This window comes from Streptomyces sp. NBC_01537 (assembly GCF_045040445.1).
In the GTDB taxonomy this organism is placed as follows: Bacteria; Actinomycetota; Actinomycetes; order Streptomycetales; family Streptomycetaceae; genus Actinacidiphila.
Genome location: NZ_CP109392.1, coordinates 9,835,962 through 9,860,502 on the forward strand (window position 1 = coordinate 9,835,962; position 24,541 = coordinate 9,860,502).

At 72.6% G+C, this 24,541-nt stretch carries 18 protein-coding genes; 9 read left to right on the forward strand and 9 right to left on the reverse strand.

Going from position 1 to position 24,541, the window contains the following annotated elements:
- The first annotated feature begins 104 nt into the window (after positions 1 to 104).
- Positions 105 to 1,625 carry an FAD-dependent monooxygenase gene (locus OG607_RS45255; protein WP_405717169.1) on the forward strand — a complete coding sequence of 507 codons (1,521 nt, stop codon included), beginning with the start codon at positions 105 to 107 and terminating at the stop codon, positions 1,623 to 1,625.
- A gap of 151 nt (positions 1,626 to 1,776) precedes the next feature.
- On the opposite strand, the gene OG607_RS45260 is transcribed toward OG607_RS45255, so the two are convergent.
- Entirely contained in the window at positions 1,777 to 2,859 is a 1,083-nt protein-coding gene (locus OG607_RS45260) for a methyltransferase (protein WP_405717167.1), read from the reverse strand.
- A 585-nt stretch (positions 2,860 to 3,444) separates the two neighbouring features.
- On the opposite strand from OG607_RS45260, the gene OG607_RS45265 reads away from it, so the two are divergent.
- From OG607_RS45265 to pcaB, 4 genes are all read left to right on the forward strand, one after another.
- Positions 3,445 to 4,923, forward strand: coding sequence for an FAD-dependent monooxygenase (locus tag OG607_RS45265; protein ID WP_405717165.1), 1,479 nt, complete (start codon positions 3,445 to 3,447; stop codon positions 4,921 to 4,923).
- Positions 4,924 to 5,062: 139 nt separating this feature from the next.
- Positions 5,063 to 6,535, forward strand: a complete 1,473-nt coding sequence (locus OG607_RS45270) for an FAD-dependent monooxygenase (protein WP_405717163.1) — start codon at positions 5,063 to 5,065, stop codon at positions 6,533 to 6,535.
- A 333-nt stretch (positions 6,536 to 6,868) separates the two neighbouring features.
- Positions 6,869 to 8,896 carry an FAD/NAD(P)-binding protein gene (locus OG607_RS45275; RefSeq protein ID WP_405717161.1) on the forward strand — a complete coding sequence of 676 codons (2,028 nt, stop codon included), beginning with the start codon at positions 6,869 to 6,871 and terminating at the stop codon, positions 8,894 to 8,896.
- Positions 8,893 to 10,308 carry a 3-carboxy-cis,cis-muconate cycloisomerase gene (gene pcaB, locus OG607_RS45280; protein WP_405717159.1) on the forward strand — a complete coding sequence of 472 codons (1,416 nt, stop codon included), beginning with the start codon at positions 8,893 to 8,895 and terminating at the stop codon, positions 10,306 to 10,308. Before OG607_RS45275 ends, pcaB begins: the two co-directional genes overlap by 4 nt.
- Before the next feature lie 176 nt (positions 10,309 to 10,484).
- Here the strand turns inward: pcaB and OG607_RS45285 are convergent, their stop codons facing one another.
- From OG607_RS45285 to OG607_RS45315, 7 genes are all read right to left on the reverse strand, one after another.
- Positions 10,485 to 11,231: a response regulator transcription factor gene (locus OG607_RS45285; protein WP_405717156.1), complete on the reverse strand. Its 747-nt coding sequence runs from the start codon at positions 11,229 to 11,231 to the stop codon at positions 10,485 to 10,487.
- A gap of 305 nt (positions 11,232 to 11,536) precedes the next feature.
- Positions 11,537 to 12,580: a C45 family autoproteolytic acyltransferase/hydolase gene (locus OG607_RS45290; protein ID WP_405717153.1), complete on the reverse strand. Its 1,044-nt coding sequence runs from the start codon at positions 12,578 to 12,580 to the stop codon at positions 11,537 to 11,539.
- Positions 12,577 to 13,185 (reverse strand): GNAT family N-acetyltransferase, encoded by a 609-nt coding sequence (locus tag OG607_RS45295; protein WP_405717150.1) that lies wholly within the window; start codon positions 13,183 to 13,185, stop codon positions 12,577 to 12,579. Before OG607_RS45295 ends, OG607_RS45290 begins: the two co-directional genes overlap by 4 nt.
- A gap of 82 nt (positions 13,186 to 13,267) precedes the next feature.
- On the reverse strand, positions 13,268 to 14,554 hold the full coding sequence (gene purB / locus OG607_RS45300; RefSeq protein WP_405717148.1) for an adenylosuccinate lyase: 1,287 nt from the start codon (positions 14,552 to 14,554) through the stop codon (positions 13,268 to 13,270).
- A gap of 49 nt (positions 14,555 to 14,603) precedes the next feature.
- Positions 14,604 to 16,097, reverse strand: a complete 1,494-nt coding sequence (locus OG607_RS45305; RefSeq protein ID WP_405717145.1) for a glutamine synthetase — start codon at positions 16,095 to 16,097, stop codon at positions 14,604 to 14,606.
- Between the two features lie 41 nt (positions 16,098 to 16,138).
- A complete protein-coding gene (locus OG607_RS45310; RefSeq protein WP_405717143.1) occupies positions 16,139 to 18,070 on the reverse strand; it encodes a hypothetical protein in 1,932 nt (643 codons plus the stop codon).
- The gene (locus tag OG607_RS45315; protein WP_405717141.1) at positions 18,067 to 18,396 is read right to left on the reverse strand and encodes a 4Fe-4S dicluster-binding protein; all 330 of its coding nucleotides are present in this window, start codon (positions 18,394 to 18,396) and stop codon (positions 18,067 to 18,069) included. The genes OG607_RS45310 and OG607_RS45315 overlap by 4 nt, the downstream gene beginning before the upstream one ends.
- 261 nt (positions 18,397 to 18,657) lie before the next feature.
- On the opposite strand from OG607_RS45315, the gene OG607_RS45320 reads away from it, so the two are divergent.
- Complete coding sequence (locus OG607_RS45320) at positions 18,658 to 19,497, forward strand: helix-turn-helix domain-containing protein (protein ID WP_405717139.1); 840 nt, start codon at positions 18,658 to 18,660, stop codon at positions 19,495 to 19,497.
- Between the two features lie 16 nt (positions 19,498 to 19,513).
- Here OG607_RS45320 and OG607_RS45325 read toward each other — a convergent pair whose 3' ends face one another.
- Positions 19,514 to 20,692: a ParB/RepB/Spo0J family partition protein gene (locus OG607_RS45325; protein WP_405717137.1), complete on the reverse strand. Its 1,179-nt coding sequence runs from the start codon at positions 20,690 to 20,692 to the stop codon at positions 19,514 to 19,516.
- Between the two features lie 459 nt (positions 20,693 to 21,151).
- On the opposite strand from OG607_RS45325, the gene OG607_RS45330 reads away from it, so the two are divergent.
- The 3 genes from OG607_RS45330 to OG607_RS45340 all read left to right on the forward strand — a co-directional run bounded on the left by OG607_RS45330 (position 21,152) and on the right by OG607_RS45340 (position 24,540).
- Complete coding sequence (locus OG607_RS45330; RefSeq protein WP_405717134.1) at positions 21,152 to 21,883, forward strand: gamma-glutamyl-gamma-aminobutyrate hydrolase family protein; 732 nt, start codon at positions 21,152 to 21,154, stop codon at positions 21,881 to 21,883.
- Positions 21,884 to 22,103: 220 nt separating this feature from the next.
- Positions 22,104 to 23,645: an alpha/beta fold hydrolase gene (locus OG607_RS45335; protein WP_405717131.1), complete on the forward strand. Its 1,542-nt coding sequence runs from the start codon at positions 22,104 to 22,106 to the stop codon at positions 23,643 to 23,645.
- Between the two features lie 244 nt (positions 23,646 to 23,889).
- Positions 23,890 to 24,540, forward strand: a complete 651-nt coding sequence (locus OG607_RS45340; RefSeq protein WP_405717129.1) for a transposase — start codon at positions 23,890 to 23,892, stop codon at positions 24,538 to 24,540.
- Position 24,541: the final 1 nt, after the last annotated feature.

Sequence of the window (24,541 nt, forward strand, 5' to 3'; positions counted from 1 at the left end):
CGCACTCCCCCTGCGAGCGCGTCCCCACGTGTACGTCCGCACCCCGCCGCACACCCACTCACAACCCAGTCTCCAGTGATCCCCACTGTCAGGAAGGACAGCCCATGCAAGGGACCGAAGGGACAGCGGCGGACACCGACGTCATCGTCGTCGGCGCCGGCCCGACCGGACTGATGCTCGCCGGCGAACTGCGCCTGGGCGGAGCCCGCGTCGTCGTGATCGAGAAACTGGCTGCGCCTACCGGGCAGTCCCGTGGCCTGGGCTTCACCGCCCGTGCCATGGAGGTGTTCGACGAGCGCGGGCTGCTGCCCCGGTTCGGCCAGGGCGAGACCCTCGCCACCAGCCCCGTAGGACACTTCGGCGGGGCCCAGTTCGACTTCACCGTCCTCGAGGACGCCCACTTCGGCGCCCGCGGCATCCCGCAGGGGCAGACCGAGGCCGTGCTGGAGGGCTGGGCCGCCGAACTCGGCGCCGACATCCGGCGCGGCTGGGAGTTCGTCTCGCTCGCCGACGGCTTCCTCGACGGGGACCACGTCGAGATCACCGTCCGTACGCCCGAGGGCGACGAGCAGCGGCTGCGCGCCGCGTACCTGGTGGGCGCCGACGGCGGCTCCAGCCGCGTCCGCAAGGCGGCCGGCTTCGAGTTCCCGGGCACCGACGCCACCCAGGGCATGTACCTCGCCGACGTCACCGGCTGCTCCCTGCGGCCGCGGTTCCTCGGCGAGCGCCTGGGCAACGGCATGGTGATGGCGGCCCCGCTCGCCGAGGGCGTGGACCGGATCATCGTCTGCCCCGACGGCCGGCCGGCGCACGGCCGCGAGCGGACCGTCACCTTCGAGGAGGTCGCGGAAGCCTGGCGGAGCATCACCGGCGAGGACATCTCGCACGGCGGCGCCGACTGGGTGTCCTCCTTCACCAACGCCACCCGCCAGGCCTGCGAGTACCGGCGGGGCCGGGTGTTCGTGGCCGGCGACGCGGCGCACATCCACCTGCCGGCCGGCGGCCAGGGCTTGAGCACCGGCGTGCAGGACGCGGCCAACCTCGGCTGGAAGCTGGTCGCCGTGGTCCGCGGCGACGCCCCCGCGGCGCTGCTGGACACCTACCACGCCGAGCGGTGGCCGGTCGGCCGCCGCCTGCTGGCCAACACCCGTGCCCAGGGGATCGTCTTCCTCGGCGGCGCGGAGTCGGACCCGCTGCGCGAGCTGTTCGGCGAGCTGGTCCGGTACGACGACGTCAAGCGGCACCTGGCCGGAGCGGTCAGCCACCTCGACATCCGCTACGACCTCGGCGCAGGCGAGGACGCCCACCCGCTGGTCGGCCGCCGGATGCCACCGCGGCTGCTGGTCGGCGCCGACGGCGAGCAGCGCACCGCGCGGCTGCTGCACCCGGGCCGGGCCGTACTGCTCGACTTCGCCGACGATGCCGGGGCGCGCCGTACGGCAGCCGGCTGGCAGGGCCGCCTCGACGTGCACACCGTGTCCGCCAAGCCGGTTGACGGCCCGGACGTACTGGCCGGCGTCCCTGCGCTGCTGGTCCGTCCCGACGGGTACGTGGCCTGGGCCGGCGAGCCCGCGCAAGGGCTCGCGGCCGCGCTGGAGCGGTGGCTGGGAGCCACTTCCGCCTGACCCCCTCAGGGCGCCGCAGCCCCCGCCCCGCCGGTCGGACGGCGGGGCGGGGGCTGCGGCGTGCGGGGGGCGACGTACGGGGCGGGCATGCGGGGAGCCCCGGTTCCGCGTCGGGGGAAACGCGGTACCGGGGCAGTTCAGGGGCGGTGCGTCAGACCGCGATGGCCTCCACGACCGAGACGGCCGCGGCGGTCTCCACGACCCGCTCCAGCTTGAAGCCGGCCTTCGCCACCAGCTCCGCGTACTGCGACCGGGTGCGCTCCTTGCCGCCCACGAGCAGCAGCAGCCACAGGTCGACGAGCTTGCCGGAGTGCGGCTCGTCGCCCTCCGGGACCACCATCTCCACCAGCAGCAGCCTGCCGCCCGGCTTGATCGCGGCGCGCACGTTGCGGAGGATCTGCAGGGCCTGCTCCTGCGGCCAGTCGTGCACGATGTGCTTGAGGACGTACGCGTCCGCACCCGACGGCATCGGGTCGAACAGGTCGCCGTCGGCCAGGGTCACGCGGTCCGCGACACCCTGCGCCGCCAGGAACTCCGCAGCGCCGTTCGCGGCGATGCGCGGGTCCGAGAGGATGCCCTTGGTGTCGGGCGCGCTGTTGAGGATGCCGGCCAGCAGCCCGCCGTTGGCTCCACAGAAGTCCAGGACCGTGCCGAACTGCGAGAAGTCGTACGCGGCCACGACCGGTGCGGTCTCGGTGGAGGACATGTTGCCCATCCCGCCGATGAACACCGCACCGTATTCCGGATTCTGCATGAGGTATTCGAAGGCGCCCATTCCGCGCCGCTTCGGCAGGCTCGGCTCGCCGGTTCGCACCGCGTCCAGGAAACCGTTCCAGTCGTCCCAGTGCGTCGGGTGGCCCATCAGCACGCAGATGTCGCGCATCGTCACCGGGTGGTCGGCGCGCAGCGCGTCGGCCATCGGAGTCAGCGCCCAGAGGCCGTCGTCGTGGCGCGTGAACACGCCCTGGGAGGCGAGCAGGCGCAGCACCCGGCCCAGCGCCTCGGCGTCCGCGCCGACCTCGGCGGCCAGCTCTTCGATCGGTCGCGGACCGGCCTGCAGGGCCTCGGCCACGCGCAGTTCGGCGGCGGCGTACAGGGCCTGGGTCACCATGGAGCCCATGGCCAGTTCGAGCAGGGCGAACGGGGGCGGAGCCAGCTCCCGGACCTGCTTCTGCAGGTCCGCCCGGGTCTTCTCCGCGGCGCGGACGACTTCGGGGGGCGGCACAGCGGGCATGTGGTTCCTCCATGGCAGATGAGCGAGAACTCTGTCCCAACCGCCGGAAGGGACCCGTCCCGCCACGATAAGGAGGAGGAATAGACCCGCCCTGGAAAGCGACTTGTACGTATCTGGAGCGGGGCGGACGCCTCGCACGCCCCCAGGAGTTCCGCCGCGGCCGCCGTCCGGCGGCCGCCGGACGGCCGGCCCAGAACTGCTCGGCGGCCGCTCGACGTGGGCCGGAGACCGGTTCGTTCAGGGCGAAGTACTCGGCATCCTTGGCCCGGCATCGCGTTGCGCAGTCCGACGCCCCTGGAGGTCGTCCGTGTCCGTTCGTACCGAGCCCCCCTCGCCGGAGACCGGCGCGCCGTGTGCACCCTGCCCGCGACCCGCTGACGGAGCACGGCCTGAAAGAGCTGCCGTGACCACCGTCCCCGCCGCCCCGGCGGCGGCCCCGCCGCGCACCACGCACCGGCGGTTGCCTCGCGCGGGTGAGGAACGGACCTCAAGGATCGCCTGAGCGATCCTGCGGTCCCGCTGCACCGCCCCTCGACCCCCCTGGTCTTTTCTGATGATCTCAACCGTCTGTACGGAGGAATCGAAATGGCAAAGAGCGCGATCATCGTGGGCGCCGGGCCGGTCGGTCTGATGCTCGCGGGTGAGCTGCGGCTCGGCGGCGCGGACGTCGTCGTCTACGACAAACTGCCCGCCCCCAGCGGCGAGTCGCGCGGCCTGGGGTTCACCAGCCGTACCGCGGAGGTCTTCGACCAGCGCGGGCTGCTCGGCAGGCTCGGCGACATCCGCTGGGGCAAGCAGGGCCACTACGGCGGTGTCCGCATCGACTTCTCCCTCCTGGACGAGAGCCACTTCGGCATCATGGGCCTGGCCCAGTCCGTCACCGAGGACATGCTCGGCCGCTGGGTCGAAGAGCTCGGCGTCGAGGTGCGCCGCGGCTACGGCCTGATCACCCTGACCGAGACCGGGGACGGCGTGGTCCTCGGCTTCCAGGGCCCCGACGGGTACACCGAGGCCACCGGCACGTACGTCATCGGCTGCGACGGCGGCAAGTCCACCGTGCGCATCCTGGCCGACATCGACTTCCCCGGCGACGTGGCCACCCGCGGCATGTACCTGGCCGACGTCGTCGGCGCGGACGTGCGCATGAGGCCCATCGGCGAGCGCATCGAGGGCGGCGGCATGGTGCTGTCCGTCACCCTGGAGCCGGGTGTGGACCGCATCGTCATCCACGAGCCCGGCGTCCGCCCGCACCACGGCGAGGGCGAGCTGGAGTTCTCGGAGCTCGCCGACGCCTGGCAGCGCATGACCGGCGAGGACATCCACGGCGCCTCCGCCTCCTGGATGTGCGCCCTGACCAACGCCACCGGCCTGGCCGCCCAGTACCGCAAGGGCCGCGTCTTCCTCGCCGGCGACTCCGCCCACGACCACGCCCCGCTCGGCGCCCAGGGCGTCAGCGTCGGTCTCCAGGACGCCGTCAACCTCGGGTGGAAGCTCGCCGCCGTGCTCGGGGACCGGGCGCCCGAGTCCCTGCTCGACACCTACCACGCCGAGCGCCACCCGATCGGCGAGCAGCTGATGCGCGACGTGCACTCCATGTCGATGCTGTACCTCGCAGGCGAGGAGATGGAGCCGCTGCGCGCCGTCGTACGCGAACTCGTCACGCTGCCCGAGGCCGCCCGGCGGCTCGCGGGCCGCGTCTCCGGCCTGCACATCAAGTACGACGTGGGCGCCGGGGAACACCCCTTCCTGGGGCTGCGCCTGGCCCCGCACCGAGCCGTCGAGCGCGCCGACGGCAGCCGTACGAAGGTCGCCGAGCTCCTGCACGCAGGCCGCGGCGTGCTCATCGTCACGGACGGGGACGGCGGCCCGGCCGAACTCGCCGCCCGCTGGGCCGACCGCGTGGACGTCATCACCGGCGCCTGGGCCGACCAGGAGGCCGACCACCACGACGCCCCGCAGGCCGTGCTGGTCCGCCCCGACGGCTACATCGCCTGGGTGGCGCCGGCAGGCGGCGACCTCGAAGCCGCCCTCACCCGTTGGTTCGGGGCGCCCGCGGCCGTCTGACAGCCCGCCGCACGACACCCCGCCCCACCCCGCAGAGGGCCGGAACTGATCGGCCGGTACCTGCTGGTCTTCTTCGCCCGACCACCGCCGACCCGGCGCTGCCCCATGCGCGGCAGCTTTGATGTTTGAGGAGTAGGACATGGCAAAGGGCGCGATCATCGTCGGCGCCGGGCCGGTCGGGCTGACGCTCGCCGGCGAACTGAAATTGGGCGGCGTGGACGTCGTCGTCCTCGAGAAGCTCCCCGCACCCAGCGGCGAATCCCGCGGCGTGGGCTTCACCCGCCGCGCGGCCGAGGTCTTCGACCAGCGCGGCCTGCTGGAGCGCTTCGGCGACGTCGAATGGGCCCAGGGCCACTTCGGCGGGGTCCACATCGACTTCTCCAAGCTGGACGACAACCACTTCAGCGTCCGCGGCATCCCGCAGTTCCGCACCGAGGAGATCCTCGAAGGCTGGCTGAAGGAGCTGGGCGTCGAGATCCGCCGCGAACACGAGGTGCTCGGCTTCCGCGAGACCGAGGACGGCGTCGTCGTCGAGTACGAGGGTCCCGCAGGCCGCGGCGAGGAGAGCGCCGGCTACCTGGTCGGCTGCGACGGGGCGCGCAGCATCGTCCGCCGGCTCGCCGGCATCGACTTCCCCGGCTGGGAGCCCACCCGCGGGATGTACATGGCCGACGTCGTCGGGGCGGACGTACGCCAGCGCCCCATCGGCGAGCGCGTGCCCGGCGGCATGGTCATGGCCTTCAACCTGGAGGACGGCGTCCACCGGATCGTCATCCACAACGAGTCGCTGCGCCCGCCGGAGGACAGGAGCGGCCTCACGTTCGAGACCATCGCCGACACCTGGCGGGACATGACCGGCGAGCGCCTGCACGACGCCGAGGTCCGCTGGATCAGCTCCTTCACCGACACCACCCGCCAGGCCGCCCAGTACCGCAAGGGCCGGATCTTCCTGGCCGGCGACGCCACCCACATCCACATGCCGGCCGGCGCGCAGGGCATGAGCGTGGGCGTGCAGGACGCGGTCAACCTCGGCTGGAAACTGGCGGCCACCATCAACGGCTGGGCGCCCGAGGGCCTGCTCGACACCTTCCAGTCCGAGCGGCACCCGGTCGGGGAGCTGCTCATGCGCAACACCCGCGCCCAGACCAAGCTCTACCTCTCCGGCGAGGAGATGGAGCCGCTGCGCGCGGTCATGCAGGAACTCGTCCAGGACGTCGCGGTGGCCCGCCACCTGGCCGGCCAGGTCTCCGGCCTCGACGTGCGCTACGACGTCGGCTCCGGCAGCCATCCGCGGCTCGGCCTGCGGCTGCGCCCCGACACCCCGCTCAAGCTCACCGACGGCAGCCCCGCCACCGTGCGGGACCTGCTCAAGCCGGCCCGCGGCGTGCTGTTCGTGACCCCCGCGGCGGCCGGCTCCGACGCGCTGCGCGCCACCGCGGCGCGCTGGGGTGACCGGGTGGACACGGTCACCGGCGACTGGGCCGAGGGCGAGGGGGCCGCGTCGGACGCCCCGCACGCGCTGCTGGTCCGCCCCGACGGCTACATCGCCTGGGCCGCCCCGGACGAGGCCGGCCTGCATGAGGCGTTGGAGCGCTGGTTCGGAGCCGTTTGAGCGAGTTCTTCGGCGGTGATCTGCCGTCCGGGCCGATCTCCTCGTCCGAGGAACGCGAAGAGCGGCGGGGCAGATCGCACGCTTGAGGCAGCGTCCGCAGCGCGGCCCCGGCACCCGGGCGGCGCCGGCGCTGCACGGGACCGGCTCGGACGGCGCCCGAAACCGGTCCAGGACCGGTCTTCCACTCGGATCCGAGCACTGGTTGAGCGGCGGGACCGACCGTTGGCGGACACCACCTTGACCCCCGGGGACCAGGCCGGGCAGGCACACCGGCGGGGCCGACGCGTCGGCCCCGCGGTCCAGCCGTCCCCCGTCTCCTGAGCGGAGTGCTTCGTGACTAGCGGACGTATGGAAGTGTGCCTTGTCGGCGCCGGACCCCGCGGGCTGTCCGTACTGGAACGACTCTGTGCGCAGGAGCGGAAGTCCCCCCGCTGGAAGCAGCTGACCGTGCACATCGTGGAACCGGACCCACCGGGCTCCGGCCGGGTCTGGCGGCCCTCCCAGTCCCGGCACCTCCTGATGAACACCGTCTCCAGTCAGGTCACGGTCTACACCGACGCCAGTGTGGCCATCGAAGGGCCGCTGGAGGAGGGTCCGAGCCTGTACCAGTGGGCCAAGGCGCTGGGCCCCAGCGCTCTGACGCCCGGGGCGGGCGCGCCGTACGACGACGAGACCCTCGCCGAGGCCCGGGACCTGGGGCCGGACACGTACCCCACCCGCGCCTTGTACGGCCAGTACCTGACCTGGGTGTTCGGCCGGGTGACCGCGAGCGCGTCCGCGAACACCACCGTCCGCGTGCACGCCTCGCGCGCCGTGGCCCTGGAGGACGCCGAGCCCGGCACTGGACCCAGCGGGGCGCAGACCGTGCTCCTGGAGGACGGCACCCGGCTGACGGGCCTGGGCGCGGTGGTGCTCGCGCAGGGCCATGTGCAGGTGCGGCCGAACGACGTGGAGCGGGAGTTCGCCGCGTACGCCGCCCGGCACGGGCTGACCTACATCGCGCCGAGCAACCCGGCGGACGTCGACCTGTCCACCGTCGCCCCCGGCGAGACGGTGCTGCTGCGCGGCCTGGGCCTGAACTTCTTCGACTACATGGCGCTGTTCACGCACGCCCGCGGCGGGCTGTTCGAGCGCGTCGACGGCCGCCTGGTGTACCGCCCCTCGGGCCGCGAACCGCGGCTGTACGCGGGCTCCCGCCGCGGCGTGCCGTACCAGGCGCGCGGCGAGAACGAGAAGGGCGCACACGGCCGCTACCACCCGCGGCTGCTGACCACCCGTTTCGTGGCGTCCCTGCGCGCCCGGGTACGGGGCGGGGAGCCGATCCGCTTCGGCACCGAACTGTGGCCGCTGATCTCCAAGGAAGTGCGCACCCTCTACTACGAGACGCTCCTCGCGCGGCGCGCGGAGCCGGCCGCGGTGGCCGCCTTCGGGGAGGCGTTCCTGCAGGCAGGGGATGACGAGGCCGAGGACCTGCTGCTCGGCGCGGCCGGTATCGGCGACGACGAGCGCTGGAACTGGGACACGGTCGCCCGGCCGTACGACGAGCAGGTCTTCCGGGACCTGGCCTCCTTCCGCGGCTGGCTGCGCGGCTACCTCGACGAGGACGTGCGCCGGGCCCGGGAGGGCAACGTCAGCGGCCCGTTCAAGGCGGCCCTGGACCTGCTGCGGGACCTGCGCAACGAGCTGCGCCTGGCGATCGACCACGGCGGCCTCGACGCCGACTCGCACCGCGACGAGCTCGACCGCTGGTACACGCCGCTCAACGCCTTCCTGTCGATCGGTCCGCCGGCCTCCCGCATCGAGGAGATGGCCGCCCTGATCGACGCGGGCATCCTCGACGTGACCGGTCCGGGGCTGCGGGTGTCCACCGACCCCCTCGACCCCGCGGGCGCGGCCTTCATCGGCACCTCCCCGGACATGGCCGACCTGCGGGTGCGGGCCACGGTGCTGATCGAAGCCCGGCTGCCGGAGATCGACGTGCGGCGCACCGCCGATCCGCTCATGGACCGGCTGCTGGGCACCGGTCAGGCCCGGACCCACCGCATCGCGGGCGCGGACGGCTCGTCCTACGAGACCGGAGGCCTGGCCGTCTCGCAGCGCCCGTACCACCTGCTCCAGGGGCAGGGGGTGCCGCACCTCAGACGGTTCGCGTACGGGGTGCCCACCGAGGCCGTGCACTGGGTGACCGCGGCCGGCATCCGGCCGGGCGTGGGCTCGGTGACGCTGGAGGACTCCGACGCCATCGCGGCGGCGGTGCTGGCGCTGCCGGAGCCGCGCCCCGCGCTGCGGCTGCCCGGGACGCCGGCGGTCGCGGCGGGGCCGGCGATGTCCGGCAACGCGGGTGCGGGAGCGGTCGCATGAGCCGGGCCGCCGTCCGCACCGCGGGCCCGGACACGGGGCTGCTGTCCCCGGTCCGGGCCGGCACGCCCGTCGAGGCCGCCGTCGCCGACGACGGCTGGGTCCAGGCGATGCTCGACGCCGAGGCCGCGCTGGCCCGCGCCCAGGCGCGGTGCGGCACGGTCCCGCCGGCGGCGGCCGCCGCGATCACCGCCGCCGCCCGGGCCTCGGGCTTCGACACCAGGGAGCTGGCGCTGGCCTCGCGGGAGACCGCCAACCCGGTGGTGGGCCTGGTCGCGGCGCTCACCGCACGGGTCGCGGCCCGCTCGCCGGAGGCGGCCGAGTACGTGCACCGCGGCTCCACCAGCCAGGACGTCTTCGACACCGGCGCGATGCTGGTGGCGACCCGGGCCCTGCGGCTGATCGTCGCGGACCTCAGGGCGGTGGCCGACGCACTCGCCGGCCTGGCGGCCGACCACCGGGACACGGTGATGGCGGGACGCACCCTCGCCCTGCACGCCGTACCCACCACCTTCGGGCTGAAGGCGGCGGGCTGGCGCCAGCTGGTCCTGGAATCCATCGAGCGGCTGGAGCGGCTGGCCGAGGGCGGCCTACCGGTCTCCTTGGGCGGCGCGGCCGGCACACTGGCCGGCTACCTCCAGTACGCGGGCGACGGCGCCGACCCGGCGACCGTCCTGGCCGAACTGGTGGACGCCTTCGCGGACGAGACCGGGCTGGCCGCACCGGTGCTCCCCTGGCACGCGCTGCGCACGCCGGTCGCCGACCTGGGTGCGGCCCTCGCGCACACCACCGGGGCACTGGGGAAGATCGCCGTCGACGTGCTGGTGCTGGCCCGCACCGAGATCGGGGAGCTGGCCGAGCCGGCGGTGGCCGGGCGGGGCGCCTCCTCGGCGATGCCGCACAAGCGCAACCCGGTGCTCTCGACGCTGATCCGCTCCGCCGCCCTCCAGGTCCCGGCGCTGGCCGCCGTCCTCGTGCAGTGCCTGCCGCACGAGGACGAGCGGTCGGCGGGGGTCTGGCACGCCGAGTGGCAGCCGCTGCGCGAGGCGCTGCGGCTGACCGGCGGGGCCGCGCACACCGCCGTGGAGCTGGTCCGCGGGCTCACCGTGTGCCCCGAGCGGATGGCGGTCAACCTGGAGGCCACTGGCGGGCAGCTCGTCTCCGAGCGGGTCTGCGCCGTGCTCGCCCCGAGGCTGGGCAAGGTGGCCGCGAAGGAACTGCTGACGCGGGCGTCGCTGCGGTCGGCCGAGACGGCACGCCCGCTGGCCGCCGTGCTGGCGGAGTCCGACGCGCTGCGGGGGGTGCTCACGCACGCGGAGCTGACCGCGCTGCTCGACCCGGCCGGTTACACCGGTGCGGCCGGGCCGCTGGTCGACCGGGCGCTGGCCATCGGCCGCTTCGACGCCGACACCTGACTTGATCTTCGACCCCGGGACCCCGGGGTCGAAGATCAGGTCAGGCCGTGTCCGCGGAGTCCCGCCCGCCCCGCGCCCGGCTGTTCCTCCTGGACGGTCGAACCGACGCAGGAGCAGCGTCGATCTCAGACCGCCGGTACCGGAGGAACTCGGTCCACGGGCGCGGGGGCCAGGCGTCAGACGGTGCCGAGGCGGAAGCCGACGCCGCGGACGGTGACGATCCAGCCGGAGTTGCCCAGCTTGCCGCGAACGCTGCTGACGTGGGTGTCCACGGTGCGGCGCGACCAGGAGTTGCCCCACACCTGCTGGAGCAGCTGCCTGCGCGGGACGACGGTGTCGGGGTGCTGCGCCAGCACGCACAGCAGGTCGAACTCCTTGCGCGTGAGGGTGACCGGCGTGCCGTCGACGGTCACCTCGCGGGAGCCGACCTCGATGCGCAGCCGGCCGTGCCGGATCTCCTGGGCCGGGCCCGCGGCCGCCGCCGGCTGCCACTGCGTGCGGCGCATGACGGCCTCGATCCGGGCCATCAGCTCGCGGATCCCGAAGGGTCTGGTGACGTAGTCGTCCGCGCCCGCCTGGAGTCCGAGCACGCAGTCGATCTCGGACTCGCGGGAGGTGACGATGATGAGCGGCACCCGGCTGACCGACCGGATCGCCCGGCACACCTCCAGCCCGTCCAGGTCCGGCAGTTCGAGGTCGAGCAGAACGAGGTCGGCGCTGCCGTAGGCCTGCAGGGCCGCGCCGCCGTGGGTCGCCCTGGTACAGGTGTGGCCGTGTCGGCGCAGCTGGTGCGACAGCCCGTCCCCGGCGTCGGCGCCCACGACCAGGACGTGCCGACCGCAGACCGCGGGCGCCGGCCGGGGTGCGGCCCCGCCCGGTCCGTCGCGGGGCGACGTCTGACCGAGGGCGCCCGGTCCGGGCACGCTCTGGACGGGGCTCCTCTGGCCGGGGGGCCACGCACCAGGGGATCCGGGGCGCGGCGGCCACGCCTCCCGTACCGGCGCGGGGGCCCGCGGCTCATCGTGCTCGGGGTGCGGAGCGGACGTCTGGTGCTCCGGCAGTGCCTGCGCCTGAACCTGACTCATGCCTCCCCCGGGGGTCGTGGCGAGGCCGGCCCGGTTCGGCCGCCTCCCGCGCCGACGCTAGCGGTGTGCGGTCGAATCCTGGTGCAGGGCCGGTCCAGGTCCGCCCGGCCGCTCGCCGGTCCGGTCCGCGGCCGGCCCGTCCCCTACACCGCGAACACCTCGGTGGCGCCGTGGTTCGGGTCGCCCGCCCGCAGGTGCAGCTCGCCCGCCCCGGGCAGCATGACCACCGAGGCCACCGTCTTCTCCAGGCGGTAGATCCCGTGGTCGGCGATGCATACCGGCGGCCGGGACAGCACCGCGAAGTGCTCCTCCGCCGTGGCCTGTGGGTCGAGTCCGGCCAGCCCCTTCGTCACGGCCTCCAGCCGGTCGTCGGAGTTGACGCGGTCGGGGGCCGACTGCCGGTCGAGCGGGGTGAAGTCCTCGTGCAGGTAGTGGTTGGTGTGCACGGCCTCCCGCGAGGCGGGCTCGGTCACCCGCAGCTCGGTCCCGCACACCTCGGCGTACACCGCGCGCCGCCGGTCGCACAGCACCAGGTTGCGCGAGCTGGACAGGGTGAGCCCGGCCAGTATCTCCAGGGCCTCGTCCACGCTCCCGGCACGGTCCAGCAGGTGGCGGATGGTCAGGTACGGCGTGACGCCGGGCCGCCACAGGCCGTCGGTCACCAGGTTCAGCCCGATCGCGAGCCCGTCGCTGTTCATGCCGAGGTACCCGAGCAGGCCCGCGAAGCTGAGCACCGTCACCCGGCGCGGCCCGCCCGTCCGGGCCAGCGACAGCACCGCGATGTGGCTGTCGATGTCCGCGTTGAGGTCCACCGTCTGCGCCAGCACCGGCCGGGCGGCCGGCCCGGTGCGCGCGTACGCCGTGCAGTCCCCGGCGCTCGGCACCCCGGTGTAGCCCATGACCTCGCGGCGCAGCTGCAGCAGCCACGCCTCGTCCTCGGAAATCCCGGCCCCCGCCGCCAGCCCCGCGACCTCCTCGGCGAGGTCCGGGACCGCCGCCGTGATCTCCGCGCGGTACGTGGTGATCGACGGCAGCAGCCCGGCGAACGTCAGCGGCCGGTCGGCGAGGGGCTCCAGCCGCGCCAGGCCGTCGCGGAGGAAGCCGCGCAGCGGGCCGGCGAGTGCCGCCCCGTGGGTGCGGCCCAGCTCGAAGGGGGTGCCGGCGGCCCTGACGTACGCGACGCTCATGCGGAGGCGGCCGCCTTCTTCGGGCCCTGGGAGAGGGCGTCGAGCACCTGCGGCCACTCGGCGCGCAGGATGCTGTAGAAGACCGCGTCGCGGCGGCGTCCGCCCGGCATGTAGTTGAAGGAGCGCAGGGTGCCCTCCTCGGTGGCGCCGATGTTGCGCAGGCCCTTGCGGGCCTGGACGTTGAGCTCGTCCGTCTTGAACTCCACCCGCTCGGCCTCCAGCACCTCGAAGGAGTGCTGGAGCAGCAGCAGCTTCGCCCAGTGGTTGACGCCCTTGCCGCGGAAGTCGTGGCCCAGCCAGGAGGCCCCGATCTCCAGTCGGCGGTCCTTCTCGGCGAAGCTCAGCAGGCTCATGCTGCCCGCGACCCGGCCGCTCTTCCTGTCGCTGATCACGTAGACGGCGCGGCGGCCGGCGGTGTGCTCGGCGAGGTTCGAGTCGAAGAACGCCTCGAAGTCCGCGTCGTCGCCGACGACGACCGTGAAGTAGCGCCAGATCTCGGGGTCGAGGGCCACGGCGCGGATGCCCTCGCGGTCCGCCTCGCTGAGCGGGGTCAACAGGACGTGCTCGTTCTCCAGCGTGGTGGCGGCTTTCTCGGACCAGCTCATGGTGAGGGACTCCATAGGGCGAAGAGGGGATGGCAAGAGATGGGTGGGGCAAGTCTGGACAGCGGGTCGGCCTTTTCCAAGATCAGTCCGTCAGCACACGAAGTTTCTCCAACCGGCTGTGCACCACGTCGTGGTGGACGAGGAAGTCCTCGGGCTCGCGCGGGCTGCTCTGCACGCCCTCCTCGGCCAGGGCCTCGCCGAAGTTCTGCCCGTACTCCGCGGTGCGTTTGGCCGCCGCCTGCACCGCCCGGTAGGCCTGGTCGCGTTCGACGCCGGCCTCCAGCAGCTCCACCAGCACCGACGACGAGCACACCAGCCCGTTCGTGGCGGCGATCGAGTCCCGCATGCGGTCCTTGTCGATACGCAGGTTCTCCAGCAGGTCCGCGGCCTTGACCGTCTGGAAGTGCGCCACCATCAGCGCGTCCGGCAGCAGCACCTTCTCGACCGCCTGGTGGGCCAGGTCCCGCTCGTGCCACAGCGCCACGTTCTCGAGCGCCGTGCCGGCGTACCCGCGCAGCAGCCGCGCCAGTCCGCACAGCAGCTCGCTGCCCGTCGGGTTGGCCTTGTGAGGCATCGCGCTGGAGCCCTGGTAAGCCTCGACGCGCTGCTCCTCGACCTCGCGCACCTCGGTGCGCTGCAGCAGCCGCAGCTCCAGGGCGATCTGCTCGATGCAGGCACCCAGCACGGCCACCGCCTGGATCAGCTGGGCGTGCCGGTCGCGGGCCACGACCTGGCTGGGGGAGGGCTCGACGCCCAGTCCCAGTTGCTCGCACACGTAACCCTCCACGGCCGGGTCGATCAGCGAGTACGTGCCGACCGCGCCCGACACGGTGCCCACGGCGACGGCCTCGCGGGCGGCGGCCAGCCGCTGCAGGGACCGCTCGACGGCGAAGGCGTAGCCGCCCAGCTTGTGGCCGAGCGTGGTGGGCTCGGCGTGCACGCCGTGGGTGCGGCCCACCATCACCGTGTCCCAGTGCTCGAAGGCCCGGTCGACGAGCACCTTGCGCAGCCGCTGGGCGGCGGAGGTGAGCACGTCCGTGGCGCGGGCCAGGATGAAGCCGAGGGCCGTGTCGACCAGGTCGTAGCTGGTCATGCCCAGGTGCACCCAGCGAGCGGAGGACTCCGGCATCTGCTCGGTGTACGCGGTCAGGAAGGAGATCACCTCGTGGTCGCGTTCCTTCTTGATCTCCACGACCCGGGACGGCCGCGGGGCCGTGGCCGCGCGCATGTCGTCGAGGACCGCGGCCGGTACGCGGCCGAGCCGCACCTGTGCCTCGGTCGCGAGGATCTCCACGCGGACGTAGGTCTCGTACCGGTACTCGTCCGAGAAGAGGTGCGCCATCTCAGGCAGGGTGAAATGAGGAATCATGGGACAGCCTTCGTCGGTTGCGGTGGTCGTGGTCGGGGCCTCCCGGGCGTCAGAAGGCCGCGAAGTACTCGCGCTGCTCCCACTCGGTGACCTGGCCCGGCACCGGGGCGGCCTGCAGGGTCCAGGCCTCGTACCGGCGCACCTCGCTTTCCTTGAGCCTGGCCAGACAGGCGGCCAGCGGGTCGCCCAGCAGCCGGGCGGCCCGGCCCGCCGTGAACGCCTCCAGGGCCTCGCGCAGGGACTGCGGGACGGTGTCCGAGCCCTCGCGGGGCCCGTCGGCCGAGCCCCCGTCGAGGCCCTCGAGGCCGGCGAACAGCTGGGCGGCGATGTTCAGGTACGGGTTCGCGCTCGGCTCGCCGATGCGGTTCTCGATGTGCGCGCCGGCCCCCGAGCCGACCACGCGCAGCATGGCCGTGCGCGACTCCAGGCTCAGGCTCACCCGGGTCGGGGACAGGGCGTGCTGCGTGCCCAGGCGCTGGTAGCCGTTGACCGTGGGCACCGACAGCAGGAACAGGTCGCGCAGCCAGTCCTGCAGGCCCTCGGCGTACGCCTTGCTCGTGGGGGAGAGCCCCACCGAGAGGCCCTCGGCGCCGAAGACGTTGCGGCCGGTGGCGGTCTCCAGGACGGACTGGTTCAGGTGCCAGCCGCTCGGGTCCGCCCCGGCGATCGCCGGTTGCGACATGAACGAGGCGTGCAGGCCCCGGGCCGCGCACCAGCGTTTGGTGAAGACGCGGAAGAAGAGCATCGCGTCCGCGGTGTCCAGCGCCGACATGGGGTCGAACGTGGTCTCCACCTGCCCGGGGCCCATCTCGTGCTCCATCGACCGCACCGGCAGCCCCAGGCCGAGCAGGGCGAGGGCCAGCGGGTCGGTGACCGGGGCGACCGTGTCGTACGCGGCGTCCAGGTTGAACTGGTAGCCCGCGTTCATCGCGGCCACCCGCGGGGCCGGACCCTGCAGGCCGAAGCCGTTCCCCTCGTTGCCCGGCTCGTCGTCCAGGCGGCGCGCCAGGTACCACTCGACCTCCAGGCCGAGTACGGGCGTCAGCCCGCGGCCGGCGTAGCGGTCCAGCACCCGGTGCAGCACGTGCCGCGAGGACAGCGGGTGGGGGCGGCCGTCGCGCAGGTACTCGTCGCCGATCACCCAGGCCGTGCGCGCCCCCTCGCCGGGCAGCACCAGGAAGGTCAGCGGGTCGGGCACCAGCACGAAGTTGCCCAGGCCGGCGATCTCGTCGACGCCGATGCCGTGCTCGCCCCGGTAGTCCACCGCCGTGGTGCAGGCGGTGTCCTTCAGGAACGGGCCGGGGCTGTAGTTCATGCCGTTGCGCAGCACCCCGCGGAAGGTGCGGGCGGTCAGCGTCTTGGAACGCACCAGGCCGTGCGGGTCGCCCCACACCAGACGGACGAAGTCGATCCCGTCCAGCCCCGCCCCGATCCGCTCGGCGGCCGCCAGCCGGGCGTCGTCCCACAGCCCGTGTTCGGCGACGAACGCGTGGCTCCCGACGCCGCCCTCCGTGGCAGGGGTCGACCATGATCTGGAATACATGACGGGAGCGTCCTTTCGTCAGGAGGTCGACAGGGGGCGTGTCAGGGCGACGGGGGTCGTCCCGGGCCGGCCAGGGCGGCCCTCTCGACCGGGGTGCCGGTGACGGACCTCCAGTGCCAGGCCGAGTCGAAGGCCGTCACATCGGCCTGCTCCCCCTGCTCGGCGAGCGCGGCCGCCTGCTGCGTCATCCGGGCGATGAAGGCGGCCACCTGGTGCGCCGCGAGCATCTCCTGCTCGGTGTACGGCTCCCCGTCGGCGCGGACGATGCGCAGGTCCATGAATCCGTTGAAGGGCCGGCCGCACACCTCGACCGACTGGGGGCTGCGGATCGTGAAGCGCACCATGTTGTTGACGTGCCCGTGGTGGTGCTGGTCGGAGAAGTGGGCGATGTCGGGGATGGTGGGCGGCACGAAGTGGTCGCGCTCCAGGACCTTCGAGGTCCGCGGCAGGTTGCCGGCGATGAAGTGCCAGGAGTTGTACTGCATGCGCGAGGACATCGCCCAGGCGGTGTCGGCGAGCGCGGCGAGCGAGTCGCCGTAGTGCCGCCGGGCCTCCTGCGCGGGGACCACGCAGCAGAAGAAGTCCGTGATGCCCCAGGCGCTGATCTCGTCCCAGGCCTCCGCGCGCAGCGCGCGGACCAGCTCCGGCAGCGACCGGATGCCGCGGCTCATCGAGAAGTCGGCCCCGAACGCGGCGGTGGTGGCGGCGACCGCCTCGTACACGACCGCCTCCAGACCGGTGCCGAACTCGCCGTAGGGGCGGGCCAGCCAGGCCGGGTCGGCGTCGTCGGCGAGCCGCAGCCCGGCCAGCCGGTCGCCGGCCACGGGCAGCGTGGCGCGCAGGCGGTCGGTGACCTGCCGGTCCCGGTCCTCGGCCACCTCGCCGTACGGGGCCGCGATCTTCTCCACCTTGTGGATCAGGGCGCCGTGGATCTCGCGGTACAGCTGGACAGTGCGGGTCACCTCGGGGCGGTGCGCGCCCAGCGCCGTGGCCAGGGCCATCAGCGCGTCGATGCCGGCGCCGGGACCGGCCGCGGGGATCCGCTCCCCGCCCAGGGCCCCGTTGTAGTTGCGGCGGGTGCGCTCCAGCAGCCGGCCCACGTTCTCCGCGGTGAGCTGCGAGCCGTTGACCTCTTCGATGCGGCCGTACCCGGCCGAGCGGATGAGCAGGCCGATGCCCACGACCAGCAGGGCGTCGTGGTCCGACCACAGCTCCAGCGGCAGGCCGGCCAGGCTGGCGAACACGCAGTCCGGGTGGCCCGGCCACAGCGTCTTGCCCACGACCGTGTTGGTGTCGCGGAAGTTCGTGTACTGCTTGTCCTCGATGTAGAGCATGAAGGGGGCGGTGCGCTGCGCGCCCTCGGTCAGCTGCGCCAGCAGCGCCTCGCGGTCCTCGCGGCCCTGCTCCGCCAGCCAGCGGCGGCTGTCGGCCGCGTCGCGGTCGAACCGCTCCTGAGCCGTCGTCACCTCGCGCTGGTAGTCGTCCAGGTGCCGCAGGGTCCACGGAACCCGCAGCACGCCGGCGACCAGCGTGTGCTGCTTGGCGAGCGGCTGCTGGGAGGGGACGCGGACGACGACCCGGCCGCCGGTGGTCAGGCCGATCTCACCGAGGAACACGGTGCGCTCCACGGGGTCCGCGACGGCCCCGGCCGGTTCGGATGCGTCTGCGGACAGGCCGGCGACGACCTTCAGCGCGGCGGCGTCCGCGGTGCGCAGGGCGCGCTCCTGGACCTCCGCGGGCACGTGTCCGTCGAGCGTGAGCAGGATGTCCAGGGCCGCGCGCAGGTCGGCGGCGGCCGAGGCCTTCCGCCATACCCGGGCCAGCAGCCCGGGGAACCCGGCGTCCTCCTCGCGTACCCGGTCCGGCTTGGGCGTGGCACCGGCCGCCAGGCCCAGGCGGCTGGGCCGCCGGCTCTGGCGCTTGCGGGAGTTGGCGGCTCGACGGGAGCTTTCGCGGTCTACGGGCGCGGTCATGCGGTACCTTCCCCGGTGAGTGCGATGTGGCTCCACATCGCGTCGTCGGTGGGCGTCCAGTCCTCGTCGACGTAGATGCAGTCGACCGGGCACTCCAGGACGCAGACGGGGCAGCCCGAGCACAGCTCGGGGATGATCACGACGTCGAGCCCGCGGTCGAAGATCGCGCCGAATTGTTCCGGACAGCCGCGCAGGCAGCTGTCGCAGGTGATGCACTCGGACGTCTCGATGCGGCGCGGGGGCTTGGTCCAGTTGTCGGCGCGGCTGCGCGTGGCGATCCGCAGGTCCCGCCCGGACGGCACATCTGACGAAGCGTTGCTTTCCACGGGCATGGGACCCCTTAGGCGTCGTGTCGATGACGGCTCGAACGGACGCTTCGAGCATCCGGGGTTCCTCTCGACCAACTCCTGAACCCCGGTCGGGGCGTGCTGGAGCGTCACACCCGGGACGCCGTCGCATTGGCCGGGCGGGAGCGTTCCGTGGAACCGACGGCTCCGGATCGCCGGCGTCGCTCAAGCCGAGCGCGATGCGTCCACGGCAGGCTGCTGATGGATCTACACGTTGTGAGGTGCGTAATGGACACAGCAATGGAAAGGGCTGTCGAGTGCATTCGGGAGCATTACGGTGAGCCCCTGGCCCTTGCACGGATCGCAGAAAGCGCTCTGCTCAGCCGGTTCTATTTCACGCGGCTGTTCAAAGAGGAGACCGGGCTCACCCCCGGCAGGTTCCTGGCCGCGGTCCGCATGCACGAGGCCAAGCGGCTTATCGAGAAGACCTCGATGAGCATCACCGAGGTTTCCTGCGCAGTCGGATACAACAGTCTCGGCTCGTTCACGAACTACTTCACGGCCAGCGTCGGAGTGTCCCCCAGCCGGTTCCGCCGGCTGGCGCGGGACGGCGGGGACGGCCTGCCGGTAACGGAGCCCGGCCCGTGGTCGGAACGGGGCACGGTCGGCGGAACCGTCAGTCTGCCCGAGGGCCATGGGAACGCGCGCGTGTTCCTGGGTGCCTTCGCCACGCCCGTCGTCCAGCACCCGTGTGTCGCCTCGGCCGTCTTCGACGTACCGAGCGGCCGGCCGTCCTGCTACACCCTGAAGAACGTCCCCGAGGGGAGTTGGCACCTGCTCGCAGTAGCGGTGGCCGACAGCCTCGGGCCCGACCGGACGGCCCGCCGGACCCCGCTCGCCGGGGGGCGCGGCGTGATGCCCGTGACGGTGACCGCCGACGGCGTCACGAGCGCGGCGGTGCGGCTGCGCCCGAGCCGGCCGACCGATCCGCCGGTCCTGCTGGCGTTGCCCGAGCTCGTGCCCCCGGTCACCTTCGTGCCGGCCCCCGGGTGTCCGTCCATCACCCCGCCTCAGGGCGCCGACGACCAGCCCCGGGCCGCGGGCCACCTCCGGCTGGTGTCCACGGCGCCGGTGCCGTGACGGGCGTGCCCGCAGTTCACGGCATCATGTCCTGCTTGGTCTTGAGCCCCTCGGCGAGCAGGCTCCATTCCTTGCCGATGCGCTCGGCGATCGGGGCGATGACGCCGAGCCAGTGAGCCGGAACCGCGTCGATCAGCTCCCGCCAGCCGTCGTCCGGCTCGGCGGCGTGCAGCTGCATCCAGCGGAGGAACTCCCGGCCGCCCGCGGTGTAGCGGATGGTGGGATCGGCGGCCATCTTCGCCGCCACCGTCGTCCAGGCCGGAATCTCGTCGGTGCTGTTCCTGCGCTGCGGCGCGCTGTTGATGCTCGGTGCCACCCGCAGCGGCACATGGGCTGCGCCACCGGAATCCGCGCCGCCGGGAACCGCCGGGGCGGGCCGCGACGGTTCCCCGGACAGCTGTACGGGGTGGACGGATCGCAGGGGCTGCGCCGCCGCGTCGGGTGTCCGGCGGCCGCTGCGCCCGGGGCTTTCGCCGCGCCGCAGCCGGGCGCTCACGTCGTGGACCGTGCCGAGCGACACGTCGGTCTCCCGGGCGACCTGACGGAGCGGGGCGTTCGGGTGCTCGGCGATGTACTCGGCGGCCCGCAGCCGGCCCTCGCCCGGGCCCACCGGACGCCGCCTGCCGTCCCGGCCGATGCGCTTGCCGTCGAGCGGTGTTCCCTCACCCGACTTCTCGCGCAGCGACGCGATCGTCTTCGCGCTCAGCCCGGTGATGCGGGCGACGGCACGGTCGGACCAGTCCGGGTGGGAACTCAGGACACGCTGGGCTCCGGACACGCGGTCGGTCTTCGACAGTGGCAGTCCGTGCGAGCTGTTCGCCTTCATGGCGATGACGAGCGCCTCGGAGTCCGAACAGTCGACGAAGCGCGCCTTGATGCTGGTGTCGCCGCGCAGCCTGGCGGCTTCCAGTCGGTGCAGGCCGTCGATGATGCGGTAGCCGTCGATCCGGACCAGAATGGGCGGCAGCTCCGCCGAGCCGGCCGCGTCGACGAGAAGCTGGATGTGCGCGGCGTCCGTGCCGCTCTGGCGCAGGGACAGGCCCGCCGACAGAGCGTTGACGAGGACGTCGCAGGCGGGAAGCTGCTCGAGGTTCTTCAGATCGAATTCGCTGCGGGCCGACGCGTCGACGCCTTCCGTCCTGACGGAGCCGAACGCGTTCGTGATCAAGATGGCCTGCGCGCTGCTCTGAGCCATTCCTTCACTTCCTCTCTGCTGCCGCTGCCGATGAGCGTCGCAGGAGGGGCTCTAGCTGCAGTTGAGGGGAGATTGAAGTTTCCTGGAAATGCAGGACAGCGGGTGTCCGCCGGACCGGCGGACACCCGCCGCGGCAGCACCGCGGCGACGGCCGGCAGGGCGGCCGCCCGGAGTGCGAGCATCCCTGCGGGCCACGAGGCGGACCGTGCGGCGAGGCGGCCGAATACCTTCGCGGTGAGCGTGCCGGGGAAGACGGTGAACCACAGCGCGGGTAAAGGGGTCCCCGTCTGTGATATCAGGAGGGTCATTCCGTTCAGTAGGCGTCGGCCTGCCGGGTTTTGAACGATGGCCGCCGCTTTACGCAAACGGCTATTTTATTGCCGTTATGACTCTCCGCGGAAGCGGATGTTGCATCTGCCTACTTTCCTCAGTTGAACCCGGAAATCCATGAAGGTGGCTATGAAATCATTCGTGAATGGTTCGGCGAGCACGGGGCGGCCGGTGATCGGGATCTGTGCGCGGACCGCGCCGGTCACGTTCCAGGGCAGCGACATGGTCGTCAGCTTCGCGCTCCAGTCCCACCTGGCCTTCCTGACCGCGGCGGGCTGCACACCCCTGCTGCTTCCGCTGCTGCCCGGCGTCGAGGCCATGGCGGACCGGATCGACGGCCTGCTGATCCCGGGTGGCCCCGATGTGGATCCGGCGCTGTACGGCGAGGACCCGCGCCCCGGCACGCGGGCGATGACCCCGGACGCCGACCGCGCCGAACTGGCGCTGATCCGGGCGGCACTTGACGCCGAGCTGCCCGTGCTGGGCATCTGTCGCGGCATGCAGCTGCTCAACGTGCTGCACGGAGGCACGCTGCACCAGCACCTGCCCGAGGTCACGGGCCACGACGGCCACCGCCCGGATACGCCGTCCTTCACCCTCGGCTCCCACCCGTTGAAGCTGGAGCCGGGCAGCCGGATCGCCGGTGTCCTCGACGAGGACGCGCCGGTGACGGCCTGCCATCACCACCAGGCCGTCGACCAACTCGGTGCCGGCCTCACCGCCACCGGCTGGGCGCAGGACGGGACCGTCGAGGCCATCGAAGTCACACATCGCCCCTTCGCCGTCGGCGTGCAGTGGGAAGCGGGATTCACGCCCGACCAACGACTTCATCACGCACTCGTGCACGCTGCCGGACGCTGACCCGCAGGTCTTCGGCGATCACCGGACGTGCCCCCCGGGGCGAGGTCGTGCCCGGGTCCGGCACCAGGCCGATGTGCTGCCCCGCGACATCGTGGCCGACGTAGTGGTCCCCGTCGGTCTGCGGCTCGCTCATCGGTTCATTCCGACTCCAGCAGGTTTCGAGCCGCTTCAGAGACCCCCTTGCCACGCTGTGTGCGCCGTGCATCCAGAAGGGGTATCCATGAAAAAGCTCGCATTGGCCACTGCGGTGATCGTGATCGGCCTGTCGGTTCCGGCCGTCACCCCCGTGGCGGCGGCCGAGGGGGCTGCCGCGCCGGCCACGGGAACAATCGCCTGGTCGCCGTGTCCTGACATCGACCCGAACCTCGGCGCGTTGCTCAAGGGCCTGGAGTGCGGCTCGGTGGAGGTCCCGCTCGACTACGCCCGGCCCAGCGGTCAGAAGATCAAGCTGGCGCTGACCCGCGCCAAGCACACCGTCACCGACGACCAGTACAAGGGCGTCGTGCTGCTGCACCGCGGCCAGTGGCCCGGCCCGATCAGCCGCGACATGCCCACCCGGTACGCCAAGGGCACGACCGGGCTGGCGAAGGACGTCGGTGCCGCTTACGACTGGATCGGCTTCGACCCGCGCGGCGTCGGGGGCAGCGAGCCGGCGATCGTGTGCGACCCGTCCTACATCAACCCGGTGCTGGCCGACCCCGTGCCGAAGACGGCCGAGGACGAGCAGAACGCCGTGGCCAAGGCCGAGGCGTACGCCAAGAGCTGTGGTGACAAGTACGGCGACCTGCTCAACCACTTCACCACCAGGGACTCGGCGCGCGACCTCGACCAGATGCGGATCGCGCTCGGCCAGGAGCAGATCACCTACTACGGCATTGACTGGGGCGGCTACCTCGGCTCGGTCTACGCGACGATGTACCCGACCCGGGTGAAGCGCATGGTGCTCGACAGCGTGCCCAGCCCCAGCGGCGTGGGGTACCAGAACCAGATGTCCAAGAACATCACGTCCGAGCACAACGGCGGGATCTTCTTCGCCTGGGTCGCCAAGTACGACTCCGTCTACCACCTGGGCACGACCGCCGACGAGGTCGAGGCGAACTACTACAAGGGCCAGGACGCCCTCCGTGCGGCGCCGGTCGACGGCAGGATCGGACCGGGCGAGTGGGCGAACGTCTTCGAGCAGGTCGTCTACCGCAGCTGGACCTGGGTGAGCCGCGCGAAGATACTCTCCGACTTCGTGGTGCGCGGTGACGCGACGGCGCTGCGCGCCGACTCCCCGACCCCTGGCTTCCCGCAGCAGAACCGCGTCGCGACGACCAACGCGGTCAACTGCACCGACGGCCGGTGGCCGAAGGACTGGACGGTGTGGAGCGCCACCCTCGCCAGCCAGTACGCCGCCGGGAACCATCTCCTGACCTGGAGCAACGGCTGGTACAGCGCGCCGTGCGCCTTCTGGCCGGCGCAGGCCCAGGCTCCGGCGCGGGTCGGCAACGGCAGCGCCGACGTCCTGCTGGTGCAGCCGCAGTACGACGGCGCACACGGGATGTTCGGCGCTCTCGACATGCGTATCCGGTTCCCCAACTCCCGTCTCATCATGGAGCTGGGCGGCCACAACGTCGGCTCGGCGCTGTCGGCGAACAACAACCCCTGCCTCAACACCTACGTCAGCGACTACCTGAGGGACGGCACCCGTCCCACCTCGTTGTGGGGCATCGACGCCACCTGCCAGGCGCCCGCGGACCCGGTGCCGCCGACGCCCTGATCCGTCGCCGGCCGGGCCCCGCATGATCACCGTGCGGGGCCCGCCGTATGCCGTCAGCGCGTTGCGGAGGCCGGTCAGTGCAGGGGGCGAACGCCGTGCGCTCGCCCCCTGCACTCCATCTTGATCATGCGTTCCGCAGACGTCTTCTCCAGGTTTGCCCGGTGTTCGCGGTTGCAGCGGTGACCAAGACCGTGATGCCGGCGGCCACGAAGGCCGCGGGCCCGCGAGGTCGCACAGCGCGCCCATGACGAGGATGGACACCGCCACGCCCGAGGGCAGCAGCGTGGCCCGCAGCGCCACCACCGGCAAGAGCTCCCCGTCGGATGCCGCGGCTCGGGCGACGACGTCGCGTACGCCACCGAGGTCGCCGAACACCTGGGCGTACCGCCATCAGCTCCTCGGCCTGCGCCCCGAGGGCTTCCCCTGGATCAAGGTCAACGGGCGTGAGCTGACCGGGACCACGGTCCTCGACCTGGACGCCTCGGTGATACCGGCCCACAGCGACAAGGAAGGCGCCGAGGCGAACTTCAAGGGCTACGGCCACCACCCGCTGCTGATGTTCTGCGACAACACCGAGGAACTCCTGGTCAACCGGCTGCGTCCGGGATCGGCCGGCTCCAACACCGCGGACGACCACATCGAGGGAGTATCGAGGGTCTGCGGCAGCTGCCCACCCGACGGCGCCGCCGCGTCCTGTTCCGCACCGACGGTGCGGGCGCCACCAAGGAGTTCCTCACCTGGATCACCCGCGGCGGCGGCAACACCCACATCTGCTAGGAGTACTCCGTCGGACACACCCGGGACGAGGACTTCTGGACAGCCCTGGCCAAGGTCCCCGCGAAGGCATGGACATCGGCCCTGGACGCCGACCCTGTTGCCCATTCGCTCAGCGTGAC

Coding starts and splice junctions, on each gene's coding strand:
- OG607_RS45335 (WP_405717131.1), top strand. CDS start 22,104: ATGAAAAAGCTCGCATTGGCCACTGCGGTGATCGTGATCGGCCTGTCG.
- OG607_RS45310 (WP_405717143.1), bottom strand. CDS start 18,070: ATGACCGCGCCCGTAGACCGCGAAAGCTCCCGTCGAGCCGCCAACTCC.
- OG607_RS45255 (WP_405717169.1), top strand. CDS start 105: ATGCAAGGGACCGAAGGGACAGCGGCGGACACCGACGTCATCGTCGTC.
- OG607_RS45330 (WP_405717134.1), top strand. CDS start 21,152: ATGAAATCATTCGTGAATGGTTCGGCGAGCACGGGGCGGCCGGTGATC.
- OG607_RS45305 (WP_405717145.1), bottom strand. CDS start 16,097: ATGTATTCCAGATCATGGTCGACCCCTGCCACGGAGGGCGGCGTCGGG.
- OG607_RS45265 (WP_405717165.1), top strand. CDS start 3,445: ATGGCAAAGAGCGCGATCATCGTGGGCGCCGGGCCGGTCGGTCTGATG.
- OG607_RS45340 (WP_405717129.1), top strand. CDS start 23,890: ATGACGAGGATGGACACCGCCACGCCCGAGGGCAGCAGCGTGGCCCGC.
- OG607_RS45295 (WP_405717150.1), bottom strand. CDS start 13,185: ATGAGCTGGTCCGAGAAAGCCGCCACCACGCTGGAGAACGAGCACGTC.
- OG607_RS45270 (WP_405717163.1), top strand. CDS start 5,063: ATGGCAAAGGGCGCGATCATCGTCGGCGCCGGGCCGGTCGGGCTGACG.
- OG607_RS45320 (WP_405717139.1), top strand. CDS start 18,658: ATGGAAAGGGCTGTCGAGTGCATTCGGGAGCATTACGGTGAGCCCCTG.
- OG607_RS45290 (WP_405717153.1), bottom strand. CDS start 12,580: ATGAGCGTCGCGTACGTCAGGGCCGCCGGCACCCCCTTCGAGCTGGGC.
- pcaB (WP_405717159.1), top strand. CDS start 8,893: ATGAGCCGGGCCGCCGTCCGCACCGCGGGCCCGGACACGGGGCTGCTG.
- OG607_RS45260 (WP_405717167.1), bottom strand. CDS start 2,859: ATGCCCGCTGTGCCGCCCCCCGAAGTCGTCCGCGCCGCGGAGAAGACC.
- purB (WP_405717148.1), bottom strand. CDS start 14,554: ATGATTCCTCATTTCACCCTGCCTGAGATGGCGCACCTCTTCTCGGAC.
- OG607_RS45325 (WP_405717137.1), bottom strand. CDS start 20,692: ATGGCTCAGAGCAGCGCGCAGGCCATCTTGATCACGAACGCGTTCGGC.